This is a genomic window from Mesorhizobium sp. P160219 (assembly GCF_057786095.1).
The window spans coordinates 3,517,370-3,534,074 of the sequence record NZ_JBYNWG010000001.1; the positions used below are offsets into that span (position 1 = coordinate 3,517,370).

At 62.8% G+C, this 16,705-nt stretch carries 16 protein-coding genes and 2 pseudogenes; 7 read left to right on the plus strand and 11 right to left on the minus strand.

The window, feature by feature from the left end; all coding sequences use genetic code 11:
• The first annotated feature begins 247 nt into the window (after positions 1 to 247).
• The 4 genes from AC3EMP_RS17030 to AC3EMP_RS17045 all read left to right on the plus strand — a co-directional run bounded on the left by AC3EMP_RS17030 (position 248) and on the right by AC3EMP_RS17045 (position 5,495).
• Positions 248 to 2,020: a glucan ABC transporter ATP-binding protein/ permease gene (locus tag AC3EMP_RS17030; RefSeq protein ID WP_023672897.1), complete on the plus strand. Its 1,773-nt coding sequence runs from the start codon at positions 248 to 250 to the stop codon at positions 2,018 to 2,020.
• Positions 2,021 to 2,190: 170 nt separating this feature from the next.
• On the plus strand, positions 2,191 to 2,943 hold the full coding sequence (locus AC3EMP_RS17035; protein WP_023672896.1) for a heme ABC transporter permease: 753 nt from the start codon (positions 2,191 to 2,193) through the stop codon (positions 2,941 to 2,943).
• 201 nt (positions 2,944 to 3,144) lie between these two features.
• On the plus strand, positions 3,145 to 3,828 hold the full coding sequence (locus AC3EMP_RS17040; RefSeq protein ID WP_023672895.1) for an outer membrane protein: 684 nt from the start codon (positions 3,145 to 3,147) through the stop codon (positions 3,826 to 3,828).
• Positions 3,829 to 3,905: 77 nt separating this feature from the next.
• Positions 3,906 to 5,495 (plus strand): tetratricopeptide repeat-containing sulfotransferase family protein, encoded by a 1,590-nt coding sequence (locus tag AC3EMP_RS17045; RefSeq protein ID WP_352710185.1) that lies wholly within the window; start codon positions 3,906 to 3,908, stop codon positions 5,493 to 5,495.
• Positions 5,496 to 5,542: 47 nt separating this feature from the next.
• Here the strand turns inward: AC3EMP_RS17045 and AC3EMP_RS17050 are convergent, their stop codons facing one another.
• The 3 genes and pseudogenes from AC3EMP_RS17050 to AC3EMP_RS17060 form a co-directional block, all read right to left on the minus strand.
• Positions 5,543 to 5,839, minus strand: a complete 297-nt coding sequence (locus tag AC3EMP_RS17050) for an addiction module antidote protein (RefSeq protein ID WP_023672893.1) — start codon at positions 5,837 to 5,839, stop codon at positions 5,543 to 5,545.
• Positions 5,832 to 6,136: pseudogene (locus AC3EMP_RS17055) on the minus strand (type II toxin-antitoxin system RelE/ParE family toxin). The gene AC3EMP_RS17050 and the pseudogene AC3EMP_RS17055 overlap by 8 nt, the downstream one beginning before the upstream one ends.
• Before the next feature lie 69 nt (positions 6,137 to 6,205).
• Entirely contained in the window at positions 6,206 to 7,264 is a 1,059-nt protein-coding gene (locus AC3EMP_RS17060) for a D-TA family PLP-dependent enzyme (protein WP_023711607.1), read from the minus strand.
• Between the two features lie 150 nt (positions 7,265 to 7,414).
• Here AC3EMP_RS17060 and AC3EMP_RS17065 point away from each other — a divergent pair, with 150 nt between their 5' ends.
• The gene (locus AC3EMP_RS17065; RefSeq protein WP_352710187.1) at positions 7,415 to 8,101 is read left to right on the plus strand and encodes a D-lyxose/D-mannose family sugar isomerase; all 687 of its coding nucleotides are present in this window, start codon (positions 7,415 to 7,417) and stop codon (positions 8,099 to 8,101) included.
• 8 nt (positions 8,102 to 8,109) lie between these two features.
• On the opposite strand, the gene AC3EMP_RS17070 is transcribed toward AC3EMP_RS17065, so the two are convergent.
• From AC3EMP_RS17070 to AC3EMP_RS17100, 7 genes are read right to left on the minus strand one after another with little or no spacing between them, the layout of a single operon-like run.
• Positions 8,110 to 8,463, minus strand: coding sequence for a hypothetical protein (locus AC3EMP_RS17070; RefSeq protein ID WP_023724873.1), 354 nt, complete (start codon positions 8,461 to 8,463; stop codon positions 8,110 to 8,112).
• Positions 8,464 to 8,476: 13 nt separating this feature from the next.
• Positions 8,477 to 9,343 carry an RDD family protein gene (locus AC3EMP_RS17075; RefSeq protein WP_352710189.1) on the minus strand — a complete coding sequence of 289 codons (867 nt, stop codon included), beginning with the start codon at positions 9,341 to 9,343 and terminating at the stop codon, positions 8,477 to 8,479.
• On the minus strand, positions 9,330 to 10,349 hold the full coding sequence (locus AC3EMP_RS17080; protein ID WP_023694395.1) for a stage II sporulation protein M: 1,020 nt from the start codon (positions 10,347 to 10,349) through the stop codon (positions 9,330 to 9,332). Before AC3EMP_RS17080 ends, AC3EMP_RS17075 begins: the two co-directional genes overlap by 14 nt.
• A complete protein-coding gene (locus AC3EMP_RS17085) occupies positions 10,346 to 11,656 on the minus strand; it encodes a DUF58 domain-containing protein (RefSeq protein WP_352710192.1) in 1,311 nt (436 codons plus the stop codon). The genes AC3EMP_RS17080 and AC3EMP_RS17085 overlap by 4 nt, the downstream gene beginning before the upstream one ends.
• The gene (locus tag AC3EMP_RS17090; RefSeq protein ID WP_352710195.1) at positions 11,653 to 12,609 is read right to left on the minus strand and encodes an AAA family ATPase; all 957 of its coding nucleotides are present in this window, start codon (positions 12,607 to 12,609) and stop codon (positions 11,653 to 11,655) included. The genes AC3EMP_RS17085 and AC3EMP_RS17090 overlap by 4 nt, the downstream gene beginning before the upstream one ends.
• The gene (locus AC3EMP_RS17095) at positions 12,596 to 13,804 is read right to left on the minus strand and encodes a DUF4350 domain-containing protein (protein WP_352710198.1); all 1,209 of its coding nucleotides are present in this window, start codon (positions 13,802 to 13,804) and stop codon (positions 12,596 to 12,598) included. Before AC3EMP_RS17095 ends, AC3EMP_RS17090 begins: the two co-directional genes overlap by 14 nt.
• On the minus strand, positions 13,801 to 14,433 hold the full coding sequence (locus tag AC3EMP_RS17100; protein WP_023711601.1) for a DUF4129 domain-containing protein: 633 nt from the start codon (positions 14,431 to 14,433) through the stop codon (positions 13,801 to 13,803). The genes AC3EMP_RS17095 and AC3EMP_RS17100 overlap by 4 nt, the downstream gene beginning before the upstream one ends.
• A 44-nt stretch (positions 14,434 to 14,477) precedes the next feature.
• Between AC3EMP_RS17100 and AC3EMP_RS17105 the strand changes: the two genes are divergently transcribed.
• Positions 14,478 to 15,365 (plus strand): hypothetical protein, encoded by an 888-nt coding sequence (locus AC3EMP_RS17105; RefSeq protein WP_245264537.1) that lies wholly within the window; start codon positions 14,478 to 14,480, stop codon positions 15,363 to 15,365.
• A gap of 63 nt (positions 15,366 to 15,428) precedes the next feature.
• Entirely contained in the window at positions 15,429 to 16,307 is an 879-nt protein-coding gene (locus tag AC3EMP_RS17110) for a hypothetical protein (RefSeq protein WP_023711599.1), read from the plus strand.
• A gap of 67 nt (positions 16,308 to 16,374) precedes the next feature.
• Here the strand turns inward: AC3EMP_RS17110 and AC3EMP_RS17115 are convergent.
• Positions 16,375 to 16,607, minus strand: a pseudogene (locus AC3EMP_RS17115) (hypothetical protein); the annotation flags it as partial.
• Between the last annotated feature and the right edge of the window lie 98 nt (positions 16,608 to 16,705).

Genomic DNA, 16,705 nt, shown 5'->3' on the forward strand with positions numbered 1-16,705 from the left:
GGCGGTCCAAGCGTGCAGTGACTAAAAATGTGGCAGGGCCAGCTGCTGCCATGATTTTGCCGCAAGACTGACATTTCACCTTTTATCTCAAACCGTTAGGTGATCACGGCAGATTTCGCAACGTCGTCATCTTTTGTTCGCAGAATGGGAACGGAAGAGGTAGACGGGCATTGTTTTGCGACCCGTTAACCGGTACGTGTCAAGAAATGGTGCGGTGCACAATAATGTTTTGGGCGGAGTAGCTGAAGTGTCACTTCTGCAAATCTACTGGAGAGCGCTGGGTTATCTCGCAGCCGACAGGAAGCGCGTTGCGTTTATCTGCGGTGCGAATGTCGCGCTCGCCATTATCGCCATCCTCGAGCCGATCATGTTCGGCCGGGTAATCGACGCCATCTCCGATAAGGGTTCGGTGTTTTCGACGCTGGCGCTGTGGGCCGGTCTCGGCGCCTTTAACATCGTCGCCTTCGTGCTGGTGGCGCGCGGCGCCGACCGTTTTGCCCACAAGCGGCGCAGCGAGGTGCTGTGCCAGTCGTTCGAGCGCGTGATCACCATGCCGCTCGCCTGGCACCACCAGCGCGGCACCTCCAACGCGCTGCACACGCTGCTGCGCGCCGTCGAGACGCTGTTCAGCCTGTGGCTTGAATTCATGCGCCAGCATCTGTCGACGGCTGTTGCGCTGGCTCTGCTGATTCCGACCGCTATAAGCATGGATCTTCGCATGTCGCTGGTGCTGATGGCGCTGGGCGTTCTCTATGTCGGCATCGGCCGGCTTGTGATGAAGCGCACCAAGGCGGGCCAGGCCGCGGTCGAGCGCCACTACCATCAGGTGTTCGCGCATGTGACCGACTCGGTCAGCAATGTCGCCGTGCTGCAGAGCTACAACCGTCTCGGCCACGAGGCCGATACGCTGCGCCGCTATGTCAAGAACCTGCTCGACGCGCAGAACCCGGTGCTCGACTGGTGGGCGATGGCCAATGCGCTGCACCGCCTGTCGTCGACCATTTCGATGATGGTTGTGCTTTTGATCGGCGCCTATCTGGTCACCCATGGCCAGCTCAAGATCGGCGACGTCATCGCCTTCACCGGCTTTGCCACGCTGCTGATTGCCCGCCTCGACCAGATGTCGGCTTTCGCCAACCAGATTTCCGAAGCCCGCGCCAAGCTCGAGGACTTCTATCACCTCGAGGATTCGGCCGCCGACTCCGCCGAGCCGGACGGCTTGCGCGACCTCACCAACGTCACCGGCCATGTCCGCTTCGAGAATGTCGGCTTCGAGTTTGCCAATTCGCGGCAGGGCGTCGACGACGTCTCCTTCGAGGTCCAGGCCGGGCAGACGGTTGCCATCGTCGGCCCGACCGGCGCCGGCAAGACGACGCTGATCAACCTCTTGCAGCGCGTCTTCTCGCCGTCTCATGGCCGTATCCTGATCGACGGCATCGACACCCGCACGGTGACCCGCAAGTCGCTGCGTCATTCGATCGCCACCGTCTTCCAGGATGCCGGCCTGCTCAACCGCTCGATCGAGGACAACATCCGCGTCGGTCGTGCCGAGGCGACTTATGACGAGGTTCACGCCGCCGCCAACGCGGCTGCCGCGCAGGATTTCATCCTTGCCAAGAGCGCCGGTTACGACACCGTCGTTGGCGAGCGCGGCGGCCAGCTTTCGGGCGGCGAGCGTCAGCGCATCGCCATTGCCCGCGCCGTGCTCAAGGACGCACCGATCCTGGTGCTCGACGAGGCGACGAGCGCGCTCGACGTCGAGACCGAGGACCGCGTCAAGGAAGCCATCGACGAACTGAGGCGCAACCGCACCACCTTCATCATCGCCCACCGCCTGACCACCGTTCGCGACGCCGACCTGGTCGTGTTCATGGACAAGGGCAAGGTGGTCGAGATGGGCGGCTTCGCCGAACTGTCGCTGCGCAATGGCCGTTTCGCCAGCCTGTTGCGCGCCGGCGGCCTGCTCAACGACGAGGAAGTCCGCCGTCTCAGCCGCACGGTGAATATCGAAGCGGCGTAGGCTTTTTTACCTCCCCCATGTGGGGAGGTCGGACCCGTAGGGTCCGGGTGGAGGTAGTGCCCCACCACCCCCACCCCGCTGCTTTGCAGCGACCTCCCCACAAGGGAGAGGGTAAGCACTGCGACAACCGCTCGATTGCCCCGAACGCGCCGCCGGTCTATCTAGACCTTATGAGCGACACCTCCTCACGCCTCGCCGGCTGGACCGACCTCGCCAACCCGACGCGCTTTGTCGGGCTGGCCGACAGGCTGGTGCCGTGGCTGGCGTCGATCGCCGCGATCCTGCTAGCCATCGGTCTCTATATGAGCTTTGCCGCGCCTGAGGATTTCCAGCAGGGCATCACGGTGCGCATCATGTACATCCACGTGCCTTTCGCCTGGCTCGCCATGATGTGCTACACGGTGATGGCGGTCGCCGCGCTCGGTACGCTGGTCTGGCGCCATCCGCTGGCCGACGTCGCGCTGAAATCTGCAGCCCCGATCGGCGCCACCTTCACCGCGCTTGCGCTGGTCACCGGCTCCATCTGGGGCAAGCCGATGTGGGGCACCTGGTGGGTGTGGGATGCCCGCCTGACCTCAGTCTTCATCCTCTTCCTGATGTATCTCGGCATCATCGCGCTGACGCGCGCGCTGGATGACGCCAGCCGTGCCGCCTGGGCCGCCGCCATCATCACGCTGGTCGGCTTCATCAACATCCCGATCATCAAATTCTCGGTCGACTGGTGGAACACGCTGCACCAGCCGGCCTCGGTGTTCCGGCTCGGCGGACCGACGATCGATCCCAGCCTGCTATGGCCGCTGCTGGTGATGGCGCTCGGCTTCACCGTGCTGTTCTTCGCGCTGCACCTGACGGTGATGCGCACCGAGATCCGCCGCCGGCGGGTGATCTCCATGCGCAGGGTGGCGGCAAGGCAGGCCGACTAGCGCGATTTCAAACGGAAGGGACAGCCATGCGCCTGCCGCCAGAAACATTAGCATGTGCTGCTATGTTGCGGTGCGGCAACAAGAATTCTCAAAAGATCGTTCCCGACCTCGCTTTGCTCCTTGATCTCGTTTGCGTTCTTGACAGCTCGGCCGCCAAGCAAGAGTGATATTAGTCACTAGTTGTTGCGAGGGGATTCGACGATGAAACTGTGCCTGCTGGCTGGCGTTTCGACATTTGCATTGGCGCTTGGCTGGAGTTCGGCCTACGCCGCAGACGCGCTTGTCGACGTGCCGAGGGCGGAGGATCTCTGGTACGTCACGCTCTTCGGCGGCGCCAGCTTTGCCAACAATGTGAAGACGGACTACGATAGTGGTCGGTATTCCGTGGATCTTGACAGTGGGTTCGTGATCGGCGGCGCTGTCGGTCGGCGGATCAACGACACGTTCCGCGTGGAAGGCGAACTGTCCTACGCGCGCTACAAGGCAAGCGAGTACAGCTTCAGCTTCCCTCCTGCCGACCAAGGTTCCGGCCCAGCTTCCGGCAATCTGTCGGCCACCTATCTTCTCGCCAACGTCTGGGCCGATGTTGCGCATTTTGGTGATGCCAAACTCTATGTCGGCGGCGGTCTCGGCGCGGCCTATGTTACCGCCGATACTCATTTTGATGGCCACGCCTATGGATACGGGCCTGGCGGCTGGGGTTTCGCCGGCCAGGTGGGCGCCGGTGTTACCTACGCGGTAACGCAGAATGTCGACCTCGATTTCGGTTACCGCTTCAAGGCCGTGACAAGCGTGGATCTAGACGACAATGATGGCGGCGGCACATACGAGAACGCCAAATTGTACTCCCACAATCTCCAGCTTGGCGTTACCCTGAAGTTCTGATTGGTTCGTCGCAGGTCGCGACCGGGATCTGACGGATGCCGCTCTTGCCACGCCGGCAACCCCTGGGTCTGCCGGCAATGATCTCAGCCTCGCTGCCGACCGCCGGTGAGCCGGCGGAAAAGACATTGCAGCGCGGCATCGACCTGCAACGGCGCAAGCGTTTTCGCGAGGCCGAGTTCTGCTACCAGACGGTGCTTCGCACGCAGCCCAAAAATGCCATGGCGCTGAACCTGATGGGCACGCTCGCCATCGAGGCCGAGCATCATGACGCCGCCATTGCCTATATGGAAAGGGCGGTCAAGCTCGAACCGGACAACGCCATCTTCCGCAACAATCTCGGCAATGCCTACAATGTCACCGGCAACGTCGACAAGGCGCGCAGACATCTGAGAAAGGCGATCGAGCTCGACGGAGGGCTCATCGAAGCGCTGTGCAATCTCGGCCGCTCCTATCGTAGCCAGCTCGAGGGCGACATTGCCGAAGGGTTCTATCGCCAGGCGCTGGCTATCGACGGCCAGTCGGTGATGGCACTTGCCGGTATGGGCGATTTGCTCACCGACATTGGCCGGCCGGCCGAGGCGGTCGAATGCTTCAGCAAGGCCCTTGCCATCGACCCGGGCCATGTCGAGGCGCTGGCTGGAATGGTGCTTGCGCGCCGGGCGGTCAAGGACGATCCGACGTTGCCTTTGGTGCTGAAACGCCTGGAATTGCCGACAACCACCGATCGCGAGCGGGTAGTGCTGCACCACGCCGCCGGCAAGATGCTCAACGATCAGCGCGAGTATGGCCCGGCCATCCGCCATTTCGCGAGGGCCAAGGCGATTTCCGGCAATGATTTCGACATCGACCGGCACACCCAGCTTTACGACAGCTTCATCGACACTTTCGACGCTGGCTTCTTCAAGACGCGAGCCAGTTTGGGAAATCCATCCAGGCGCCCGGTCTTCATCGTCGGCATGCCCCGGTCGGGAACGACGCTGACCGAGCAGATATGCGCCAGCCATCGCGATATCTATGGCGCCGGCGAGTTGTCGACCATTCGTTCACTTGCCGGCGAACTTGGGTTCGACAAGCTCGACCCAGCCATTTTCACCAAGGGCATGGCGGCGCTCACTGCGGCCAAGGCCAAGGAGCTTGGATCGAAGTATCTCGACGATCTCAGCAGACGCAACAGCAAGGCGCGGCTTGTCGTCGACAAGATGCCGCATAATTTCGAGCTGCTGGCCTTCATCAGCCTGATCTTGCCGAACGCCCGCATCATCCATTGCCGGCGTGACCCGATGGACAATTGCGCGTCCTGTTTCATGCATAATTTTTCCGAGGCGCACGGCTATAATGCCGATCTTACCAAGCTTGGGCAGTATTACCGGCAGTATGACCGCCTGATGCGCCATTGGACCAAGGTCATCCCGCTGAATATCCACGACATGCCCTACGAAGAAACGGTCGCCGATTTCGAAAATCGCGCCCGTGGATTGATCGGATTCCTCGGCATCGAGTGGGACGATGCCTGCCTGCGTTTCAACGAGACCGAGCGCACCGTGCGGACGCCGAGCCGCTGGCAGGTGCGCCAGCCGATCTATTCATCCTCGGTCGAGCGCTGGAAGCTGTATGGCGACGCGCTGGATCCGCTGAAGGCGGCGCTGGGTCCGGTTTATCCGTCCTGATTTCAGTTGGCCCGAACAACCTCGCGCTCGACGCGCGCTGGCGTAGATTAGACCTGAGTTGCATCGTGCTTTGGGGCCAAATGAAAGCCGAATGCTTTCATGACCGCCAGTGTGGTTTCCAGCGTAGGATTACCGTTTTCGCTGAGCGAGGTATAAAGATGCTCGCGAGCCAAGCCGGTCTTTCTGGCAATGTTGCTCATCCCCTTGGCGCGGGCAACGACACCGAGGGCGGACGCGACGAATTTGGCGTCTCCGGTTTCCATTGCCTCTGCCAGAAACGCCTCGATTGCCGTATCGGAATCGAGCATTTCGGCGGGATCGAAATCATAGATTTTTTCAACCATTGTCGTCACTCCATTCTACGGCCAGGCGCTTTGCTGTCCGTATGTCGGTTTCTTGTGAACTTTTATCCCCGCCGCACAGGAGCAGGATGACCGTTTCACCGCGCTTATGAAATAAACGCGATAGCCGGGCCCATAGTGAATGCGCAATTCACTGATGCCTTCACCCACTGGGGCCACGTCGCCGGGATTTCCTACAATCAAACATTGCAGCCGAACGGCAATTGCCGCCTTGGCTCTTCCGTCTTTCAGCTTTTGGTGCCACCTCCGAAAGGTGGCTGTCTGCTTCAGGATTGCCATGGTGGCTAGTAAGTTATAAATTACAATTCGTCAATGTCGAAATAGGGCGAGCCTCCAAAACGAAAAGCCTCACTCCATCCGCCCACGCGCTTCCACCTTCAGCGTTTCCAGCACCTTGTCACCGTCGATCAGATGCACCTGGTCGAACAGGTTGGTCACGACGCAGCAATGATCAGGCACCACGCGCACGCGCTCGCCAATGCGAAGCTTCGCACCATTTCCAAGCGTGACCGTGCCATGTTCCTCGCTCAAGCTGGTGACGCGGGCGCCGGGCATGCCGAGCAGCTCGCCAAAATCGGGGAGCCCCAGCGTGTCGCTGGACAGCGCCTTGCTGCCGCTGTCGAGGATGGCGCGGGCCGGCGTCGGATGGCTGACCACGGTGGCGAGCACCGTCAGCGCACAATCGTCGAGCGTGCCGACGCCTTTGGCGACCTGGTAGCGGTCGAGATAGATGTAGGTGCCGGGGCGGTATTCGGTAACGACGCTGTCCTCGCCGGAGCGCCACATATCAGGCGTGCCGCCGCTTGAAATGCGATCACAGGCGAGACCCGAGGCCGCGAGCGTTTGCTTGGCGCCGGCCAGCCAGGATTCAGCCTCGGCGGCGCGGCCGGCCGCGGGGTAGGTCATCAGCCCGCCGAAGGTGAGCCCCTTGGCTTGGTCGATCAACTTCGCCAGTGCCAGCGCCTCGGCGGCGCTCTGCACGCCGCAACGGCCCATGCCGGTGTCGCATTCGACCAGGACGGGCAGGGGGTGCCCGGTATCGGTGAAGGTGGCGGCGAGCCCCTCCAGCGTTTCGAGGCTGTCGGCCGTCACTGACAGTGTCACGCGGCCATGCAGCGCCTTGAGGCGCTCCAGCTTGGCGCGGCCAAGGATGTTGTAGGGCAGGAAAATATCGGTCAGCCCGGCATCGGCCATCACTTCGGCCTCGCCGATCTTCTGGCAGGTGATGCCGACCGCGCCGGCCGCCATCTGCTTCTTCGCCCAATAAGGCAGTTTGTGCGTCTTGATGTGCGGCCTGAGTTTCAGCCCGTGGCGGTCGGCATGCGCCTGCGCTCGTGCGATGTTGGCTTCGGCGCGGGCCGCGTCGATGAGGATCGCCGGCGTGTCGAGGTCGTCTATGCCTTGCATGAATGTCACCCTGGGAAATCTGGCTGGACTTATGGCCCCGATCCGCATGGATGTCATGGGGCCAGCATGCAGTTTGCGTCGACACCGCAGCGCTATTCGGCTATGCGCTTCAGATAACTCCAGGGAACGCGACGCGAAGGGATCACGATCATGAAACGCTCCACCGTCAACGACATCATCCGCGATGCAGACGCCTTCATCCGCTCGTTCGGCTACATCATGCCGCCCTTCGCCTACTGGAGCCCGGAAGAGATGAAGGCGCGCAAGGCCGACTCCGCCGCCATTTTCACCTCGCGGCTCGGTTGGGACATCACCGATTACGGCCAGGAAAAATTCGACGAACTCGGCCTGTTCCTGTTCACCGTTCGCAACGGCGTCTACGCCGACATGAAGAAGGGCATGGGCATGCTCTATGCCGAGAAGATCATGATCTCGCGCAAGGATCAGCTGTCGCCGATGCACCGCCACAACATCAAGGCCGAGGACATCATCAACCGCGGCGGCGGCAAGCTCGTGCTGGAACTGTTCATGCACGATCGCGACGGCGGCATCGATCCGAAGGCCGAAGTGACGGTGCCGGTCGACGGCACCATCCACAGGTTGCCGGCAGGCGGGCTCCTGAAGCTCGACCCGGGCCAGAGCGTGACGCTGCTGCCCGGCGTCTGGCACGCCTTCTGGGCCGAGGGCAAGGATGTGCTGATCGGTGAGGTCTCGACCGTCAATGACGATCTCACCGACAACGTCTTCCGCGAGCCGATCGGCCGCTTCTCTAACATCGACGACGATGTCGCGCCGGTGCACCTGCTGGTGTCCGACTATGAGAAGTGGGTGGGGTAGGCGAGGGCCTAATCGCCCCAATTCAGCTGCTGAAAGAACGTCCAGATGCTGATCGTGCTGTCATCCCGATCGCTCGTGCTGTGCAGCGTCAGGACAATATCCACCGTGGGCGGCGCCTTGCTCAAGACTGTGATCAGGCGCGCGCTGCCGTCAGGCACGATACCTATGCCTGACGTCATTTCCCAATTTCCATCGGCTTGCTGAAGTCGGGAAGAAGAATCTCCGAATTGCTTCCTCATCGATGCATCGTTTAGAAACGGTTCGTCGGTGAGTTCTGCAAATTCCTTCCAGGATCCGGAGACTGCCGCCTGAATGGCGCGTTCTATTCTGGCTTTTTCCGCTTCGCTAACTTGAGCCGGCATCCCGAACTCCGATCTACAGCTGATACTTATCTGCCTTGCGGGTGCCGAGCAAAAGCTTCCGCTCAAGCTGTGCCCGCAGCTCGCCGTAATAGGCGGTGAGGAAGGCCCTGGAATCGACCGGCTCGACCATCATGCCGATCTTGCGTCCGATCGTTTCGGCCACGGCTTTCAGCGCGAAATAGTCGTCGCGGCGCAGCACTTCCTCCAGCTTGTGCAGTTCGGCGATGCCATAGGCATCGAGCTGCGCCTGGGTGAAGCGGAATGCGCGGGTGGTGGTGTCCTGGCGTTGCGACAGGTCTTCGACCAGCGCCAGTTTCGGCGCCTCGACAACCCACGTTCCGGCCAAAAGGTCGCCGATGCGCATGCGGTCGCGGTTGAACAGCGGGAAGAGCGCAAACAGCAGCGTCCACACCAGTCCGAAGATCGTCGTCAGCGTGTCGGCGAGCCCCATCTCGCTGCGGCCGAGGATGATCGACAGCGGCAGGAAGATCTCGATCTCGCGCATCAGGTTGCGGGCAATGACCTGATCGACTGACAGGCCGGCGCCGCTGCGCGACGCCACCCGGATGCCGAGCATCCGTTTGCCGGGCGTGGCGGCGCGGCGGCCGGCTTCGAAGACGATGAAATAGGCGTTGCGCAGGAAGAAGATCAGGATGATCCAGACGATGAACAGCGGCTGCGCGCCTTCGCCTTTGAGGCCGGCCAGCCCGAACAGTGCAACGATCGAGATCACGATCGCCGTGACGATGATGATGACAAAGTCGAGCAGGAAGGCGGCGGCGCGGGTGCCGGCATCGGCGAGCTTGATCCGGAGATCGACCCCTTCCGGCGTGATCAGCGGCCGTATCGTCGAGACGGCAGCGCGCCTAGCGGTCGCCATGCCGCACCACCCTGAACACATAGAAATAGCAAAGCCACAGCGTCAGCATGACGCCGCCAATGGCATAGCGTGTCACGTCGCTGGTGATCACCTGCCTGCCGATGCCTTCGAGCAGGCCGGCAAACAAAAGCATGATCGTCACCCCGACCATGGTGGTGGCGGCCACGCGCCCGGCATCGGCAGCAGCCGTCATCCGCGTCAGTTCGCCGGGGAAGGCGATGCGCGTGCCGATGCGCATGCCGGCGGCGCCCGCCAAGGCGATCGCGAACATCTCGGTGGTGCCATGGATGGACAGCCATCCGCCCAGCTCCAGCCCAAGCCCCTTGGCGACGTAGATCTGGAACATCGCGCCAAGCAGGCAGCCATTCATCAGGATCAAGAGCACGCTCGGCACCGCGAAGGCAAAGCCCAGCGCGAAGGCCAGGATCGCCACCTGGACATTGTGCGTGAACAGATAGGCGGCGAAGCCCGACAGGAAATTGCTGTCGGCGCCGTCATAAAGCACCTGTCGCAGGACTTCGACTGAGGCGTCCGGGTTGCGCCCGCCGGCCAGGCTCGGCGGAATGATGGCGTCGAACCAGCCCTTGTCTTTGGCCACCAGCCAGTAGCCGGCGCCGGCGCCGACAAAGGTCAGGACGACCGACAGCAAGGTCTCGCGCCACAAATCGCGAATGGCATGCGGCCAGTCATGCAGGAAGAAGTCGCCGATGCGCTGCCGCAAGCCGCGACGTGCGCCATAGAGGTAGAAGTAGCCGCGCAGGCAAAGCGCTTCGAGATAGCTGACCAGCGCATTGTCGAGCGACGTCGCCCGCGCCACCGAAAGCGAGGACAGCGCCGAGCGGTAGAGCAGCGGCAGCGACAGCAGTTCGTCTTCCGATAGCGTGCGTGGCGCACGTTTCTCGACCCGGGCAAGCAGCGCCTCGAACGCCTTCCAGTCGGCCTCGCGCTCCGAACGGAAGCTCGCCAGCGACTGGCGCACCGCATCCTTGCCGACCAGCGCGTTCACAACAGATCCTCCCGCTTTAGCTCGAGATAGCGCTCGACCAGCGCCGGTCCGAGCCTCTGATGGTCGGCTTCGATGACATGCGCGCCGAGCAGCCTGAGCCTGCCGATGACGACCTGCCTTTCGCGCAGCAGCCCGCCGGCGACGACCGAGCGCGCCACATCCTCCGGTGCGTCCGGCGGCATGTCGGCCAGTGTCTCCAGTTCGACATCCTTCATCATCATGAACAGCACCAGATGCCGTTCGGTGAGCCGACCGACGGTGCGCAGCATCAGTTCGGCGCTGATCGGATCGACGAAGTCGGTGAAGATGATCACCAGCGAACGCCGGTCGAGCTTTGCTGCAAGGGTCGTCAGCGCCAGGGTGAAATTGGTCTCTTCCGTGGAATAGTCGATTTCCGCCGCCCGCTTCTGGATCATGGCGAAGCTGGCGGAGCCGCGCACGGCGCCGCTGGAAACGCGCGGCCTCGCGTCGAAGCCGAACAGGGAAACCATGTCGCCGCCCTTCAGTGCGATGAACGCCGACAGCAAGGCGGCGGTGACGGCGCGGTCGACCTTCGGCACGCCGTCGACGGGCTCGCACATCAGCCGGCCGCTATCGATGGCCAGCACGATGTTGTTGTTCTCCTCGATGCGGAATTCGCGCGCCAGAAGCCTGCCGTGGCGGGCGCTGCGCTTCCAGTCGATCATGCGCCGGCCCATGCCGGGCTGGTAGTCCTTGAGCGCCTCGAATTCGCGGCCCTGGCCGGCGCGGCGCTGCGCATGGCCGTCGGGCAGCGCCTGACGCTGCAGAAGCGTGATCGCCTCGTCGCGGGCGCTGCTGACATCGGGCAGCACCGCCACCTGGCTCGCCATCGGCAGTACGACCTGGTTCCAGACCAAGCCGAACGGCCCGGGCCAGCGCACCCACAAGCGGTCGAACCTGGCAATGCCGCGCCGCAGCGCCTGAAAATTGAGATCGAGCGATGCGCTGCCGGCCTCGGCGGTCCATGCGCCGCCGATGCCGCCCAGCGGTTCCAGCCGCTCGTCATGGCCGAGACGCGCCTGCACCGCGCGCGACCGTCCGCTGAGCCTGGCGGTGACATTGACGGTGAACTGGCCGCCGACGCTGACTTGCGGCGGGGCATGGATGCTGGCATCCAGGGAAGCCCGTCCGCGCCCGGCGGCGGCGTCCACGGCCAGGAAAGCAAGCAGCACGCAGATCCACAACAGGCCGAGATACCACAGCGACGGCAGTGCGAGCGCGATCAGGAAGGCCGGTATTGCACCGGCCGCACCTGCCCAGACTGCCCGGCCGCTCGGATAAATCAACGTGGCGCTTCCGTCTGGTCTACAAGGTCGGTCACGATCTGTTCGACCAGGCGGCCGTCGATCTGCGCCGCCGGCGACAGGATAACGCGATGGCGCAGCGCCGGCACGGCAAGCGCCTTGACGTCGTCGGGGATGACATAGGCGCGCCCGTCGAGCGCTGCCCGGGCGCGTGCGGCTCTCGCCAGCATGGCGCCCGCACGCGGGCTGGCGCCGACCTCGAGGTCGGGGCTTTCGCGCGTGGCCCGCACCAGCCTGGCGATATAGTCGACGACATCATCGACCAGCGTAACCTCGCCGACGGTCGCCAACGCCTTTTCCAGCGTCTTGCGGTCGGCCTGGGCCTTGATGCCGTACTGCTTGATGTCGTGCGAGGCGGTGCCGCCGCCATGGTGGATGATGATCGCCTTTTCCTCTTCGGGGCCGGGGTAGCTCACCCGGTGCTTGAACAGGAAACGGTCGAGCTGGGCTTCGGGCAGGGGATAGACGCCCTGGTGCTCGATCGGGTTCTGCGTCGCCACCACCATGAAATTCTGGCCGAGCGCATGGGTGGTGCCGTCGAAGGTGACGGCGTGCTCCTGCATCGCCTCCAAAAGGGCAGCCTGGGTCTTGGGCGGCGTGCGGTTGATCTCGTCGGCGAGCAAAAGGTCGCAGAAGATCGGGCCGCGCGTCAGCGTGAATTGCCCGGTCTGGAAATTGTAGATGTTGGAACCGACGATATCGCCGGGCATCAGGTCGGGTGTGAACTGGATGCGGCCATAGGCGACGCCCAGCGCCTGGGCAAAGCAGCGCGCCGTCATCGTCTTGGCCGTTCCCGGTGGTCCTTCGAGCAATATATGCCCGCCGGCGAACAATGCCGTGAGCATCAGATCGACCGTATCGTGTTGCCCGGTGATGGCCTTGGCCACCTCTTCCCTGATCTGTGTCGCCAGGGCCTTCACATCATCGACGTTCACCGAGCCTCCTTGCCGTCCAGTCGTGCAGCTTTTCGGCTGCATCATGCATTTGTGTCAGGGTCTTTGCCGCGTTCGCAGCTTGCAGGCGGGTCGTGAAACCGCCGGCTTCGTCCTTGTCGCGGGAATCGAGCCAGCGGTCGAGCGCTTCGCCCTGCAAACCGTGCGGCGCGCCGAGCAGCGCGCCGGCGCGCACGCGTGCCAGTGCTCCATAGCGGTCGCCCAGTTCCTCCAGCCGGCCGGCGCGGCGCAACAGCATCGCCGTGGTGTCGACCAGCGCGCGTTTGCCGAAGGCGATGGCGCGCTGATCGGCCCGTGGCGGCCCGAACCGGCCAAGGCCATGCAGGAAGGCAAGTGCCGCGGCCGCCAGGATGGTCAGCGTCAGCGCCAGGAAAGGCGGTTCAACCAGAAGCTTGGCGAGATCGTATTTTCGCCCGACGCCATGCAGCGTCAGGTCGAACATGACGGCACCCTCTTCGGGCTGGAGGAGCTCGATCAGCTTGAGCGCCGCCGCCGCCTTGTCGGGATCTTTCAAGCCAGCGTTGTTGATGAGATCGGGGTCCGTCAGAATGTAGAACCGCTCGTCTTCGACCTCGGTCAGCACGGCCTTGCCGTTGCCGGCGGCAATCAGCGGGTGTTCGTCGGCCACCCATTGCAACTGGTCGGGAACGCTGACCATTTGCCCTGAGACGTCGAGTTGCTTGACCGTGGTCTCACCTTCGCCGAGCTTGGCCTTGGCGATGCGGCCGAGCCAGTCGTTGACCACCACATCCGGCAGTCGCTGGATCTTCATCTCCCAGCCCTCGTGCTGGAACAGCGGCAAGGTCGCCCATTTGGGCAGCACGAACAGCGTATGCATGCCCTTGCGAAGCTTGATGATGTTGGCGAGCGCATCTGGGTTGCTGTCAGGCGAAATGGTGACGATCAGCAGCGCCGTGTCGATCTCAAGATCGCTGTCGGACCGCGCCATATCCGGCGGCTCGCCGGTCAGCTTCAGCCATTCCGCCAAGCCGGCATAGCCGATGCCGCTCTTCGACAGTGGGGTTGCGCCACCGACGCTCGGCTGGCGAAAGTCGGGCGCATAGGTGGACAAAAGGAAGAAGCCCGCTGCCGCGAGCAGGCTGGCGAAAATGCCCCAGAACAGCGTCCTTCGGCTGAACGGTTCCTGCTGGGCGATGTCGGCTGTCGCGTCGCTCACGTCCAGGCATCCCTGAAGACGAATCGCTCATAGGCGCTGCGCGCCTCCTGCCAGCCCTCGGGCCCGACCGGCCGGCGCGCGAACAGAGCGGCCTCGACGATGCGCGCGATCTGGGTAAAGGCGCCACGCGCCCGCGTTGGCAGCGACGCCGCTCCCGCGATATCGCGCGCGGTCAGCGACGGGCGCAGGAAGTCGGGCAGGCGGCCGGCAATGTCGGCAACGCTGCGGCGCAGCAGGAGATGCACCGCCTCGTCATACTCGCCCCGGGCGGCGAGCGCATCGGCTTCCGACAGCAGGACCTGCGCGGCGCCAACGTCGGGGTGCCATGTCGCTTCCGCCTCGGTCACGCTCTTTTTGCGCCACCAGGGCAGGCGCCAGGCGACGCCTTTCACCTCAAGGAAAATCAGCATGAGGATGATGGCGGCACCTGTGATCACCGCTCCCCAGAACAGGTAGATCATATAGGGGCCGAGCCACTTGAGGAACTCGCCCAGCGGCTTCAGCCACTCCGGCGTCTCCGGCGGCCTGAAGGCCGGCAGGTCGAACTGGATCGAATCGTCCGACAGCAACTGCTTGTGCAGTTTGGCCAGCCATTCGGCTTGCGCAGCGTCCGGCTGTGCAGCAGTCACCTTCTCGCCCCCATGAACCTGCGGTCCCCGAGCCGACACTGGCAATGCAGCGTAACTTTTGCAAGTGGGCTAGACGCCAGTCGTTAATCTTGGCAAATTTACTACTGCGGCTGCCGGACAATATTCGGCGGTGGAACAGGGGGCGCATCATGACTTCGGCAACATTTGCACGGCCTGAGAAATTTCAGATCGGCAGGGTCTTCAACAACAGCTTCTCCGTCATCGGCCGCAACGTCGTACTTTTCGTGGGGCTTTCGGTGCTGTTTGCGGGGGTGCCGGCAGTTATTCTTCGGCTATGGACCGAATCGCGCATGCAGGCGCTCCTAACGGCCAATCCCGGCGCTGCGGCCGACCCCGCCCTGGTGTTTAGCAACATTTGGGTGACGCTCCCGGCCAGTTTCATTGCCTCCCTTTTCGTATTGGTGCTGCAGTCGGCGCTCGTGCGAGCCACAATCGAGGATTTGAACGGCAAGCGGCCGACCTTGGGCGATTGCCTGCAGATAGCCATCCGATATTTTCTGCCGACATTGGCGATCGGCCTGCTCGTCGGCCTGGGCGCAGGCCTAGCCGCGCTTGCGTTGCTGGTGCCCGGCATCATCTTGTGGCTGGGCTGGTCGGTTGCGATACCGGTTCAGATCCAGGAGCGGCTCGGCGTGTTCGGCTCGATGTCGCGCAGCCGCGCCCTGACCAAGGGCAGCCGCTGGTCGCTCTTCGGCTTGTTCCTTGTCCTGATCATCATCGGCATGGTCATCCAGGGCGCGGTGGGCGTGTTTGTCTACCTGTTTCACGACATTGTCGCTACTGTCGTGGCGGCACTGGTGCAGAGCGTGATGTCGATGTTGCTGTCGGTCGCCGCCGCCGTCAGCTATGTCGAGCTGCGCCAGGTCAGGGAAGGCACCAGCATCGACGAACTGGCCGAGATTTTCTCGTAAGCCGACGGGTTTGCACCGCCTTGACCCGGTCAGGTCAAGGCGGGTGCCAGGGCAGGAGGCATCGTGACGTCACTGGCGCAGGACCGACCGGAAAAATTCCGCATCGGCAGGGTCTTCAGCAACAGCTTCGCGGTTATTGGCCGCAATCTGGGTTTCCTTGCTGTGGTTGTCGGACTTTTCTCGACACTGCCCGCACTGCTGTACAACCTCTGGAACCTGTCCCGGGCGGCTACATCTGTGAACGTCGACAGCGCCGGGAACGCCGCCGCTTTCGAAACGTCGGCCATGGGAGACTACTCGGCCTTGTCGATAATCGCTTCCTTGATCATTTTCGTGCTGGCCTTGTTGGTGCAAGCGGCGCTTGTCAGGGCGGCGATCGAGGATTTGAACGGCAAGCGGCCGGTCATCGGCGACTGCATCCAGATAGCATTGCGCAGCTTCTTGCCCACGCTGGGCATAGGCATTCTGGTCATTGTCACTGTGGTGGTGGCTGTTTTTGTGATGGTTTTCATCGCCTGGGTCATCCCCCCTATCGGCTGGCTGATCGGGCTTGCCCTGGCGTTGATCCCAGCTTTTATGTGGCTGATTTCCGTGTCGGTTTCCGTGCCCATTGCGGTTCAGGAGCGGCTTGGCGTATTCGGCTCGATATCGCGTAGCCGTGCCCTGACCAAGGGCAGCCGCTGGTCGATATTCTGGCTGCTGCTGATCATTGGCGTGGCGGCGATGCTCATCCAGGCGGTGTTCACTTTGTTTTTCGGACTGGCGGTCGCCACCACCGGCGGCATTACCGGCGTCGGTGTCCTGGTCGGAGCGCTCGGCAGCACTCTGGTGTCGACGATCTTTTCGACGATGCTGTCGGTGACCATTGCCGTCACCTATGTCGAACTGCGCCAGGTCAAGGAAGGCACCAGCGTCGACGAACTGGCGGAGATTTTCTCGTAGGAGGCGAAAGCTGACTCGGCTGGTCGGACGGCGGGATCTCAGTGACAACAAGCGTGTTTCGCCTGCACGCTCGTCCGTGCTCCTTCCAGGTGAGGTTATAAAAAGGCCCGGCGGCATAGGCGATGCCCCAATGCACGAAGGCGCAATCAGGATCTGTCTCCAGCGCCTTCTCGAAGCACTTTATGCCTTCCTCATGGTTGAAGCCGTAGCACCAGTTCAGCCCGATATCGAACCAGCGCTGCGTCTCGGCCGAGGTGGTGGAATGGGGTGGCGATAGGTGCCGAGGTCGAAATGATCCATGCCTGATTCGCTCTGAGCCGAGAGTCGGTCAGGCGCAATCTGTGCCAAAATTCTTGCGCATGGCAAATGGCATTCGGCTGGCGTGGTCCTCCGAACCC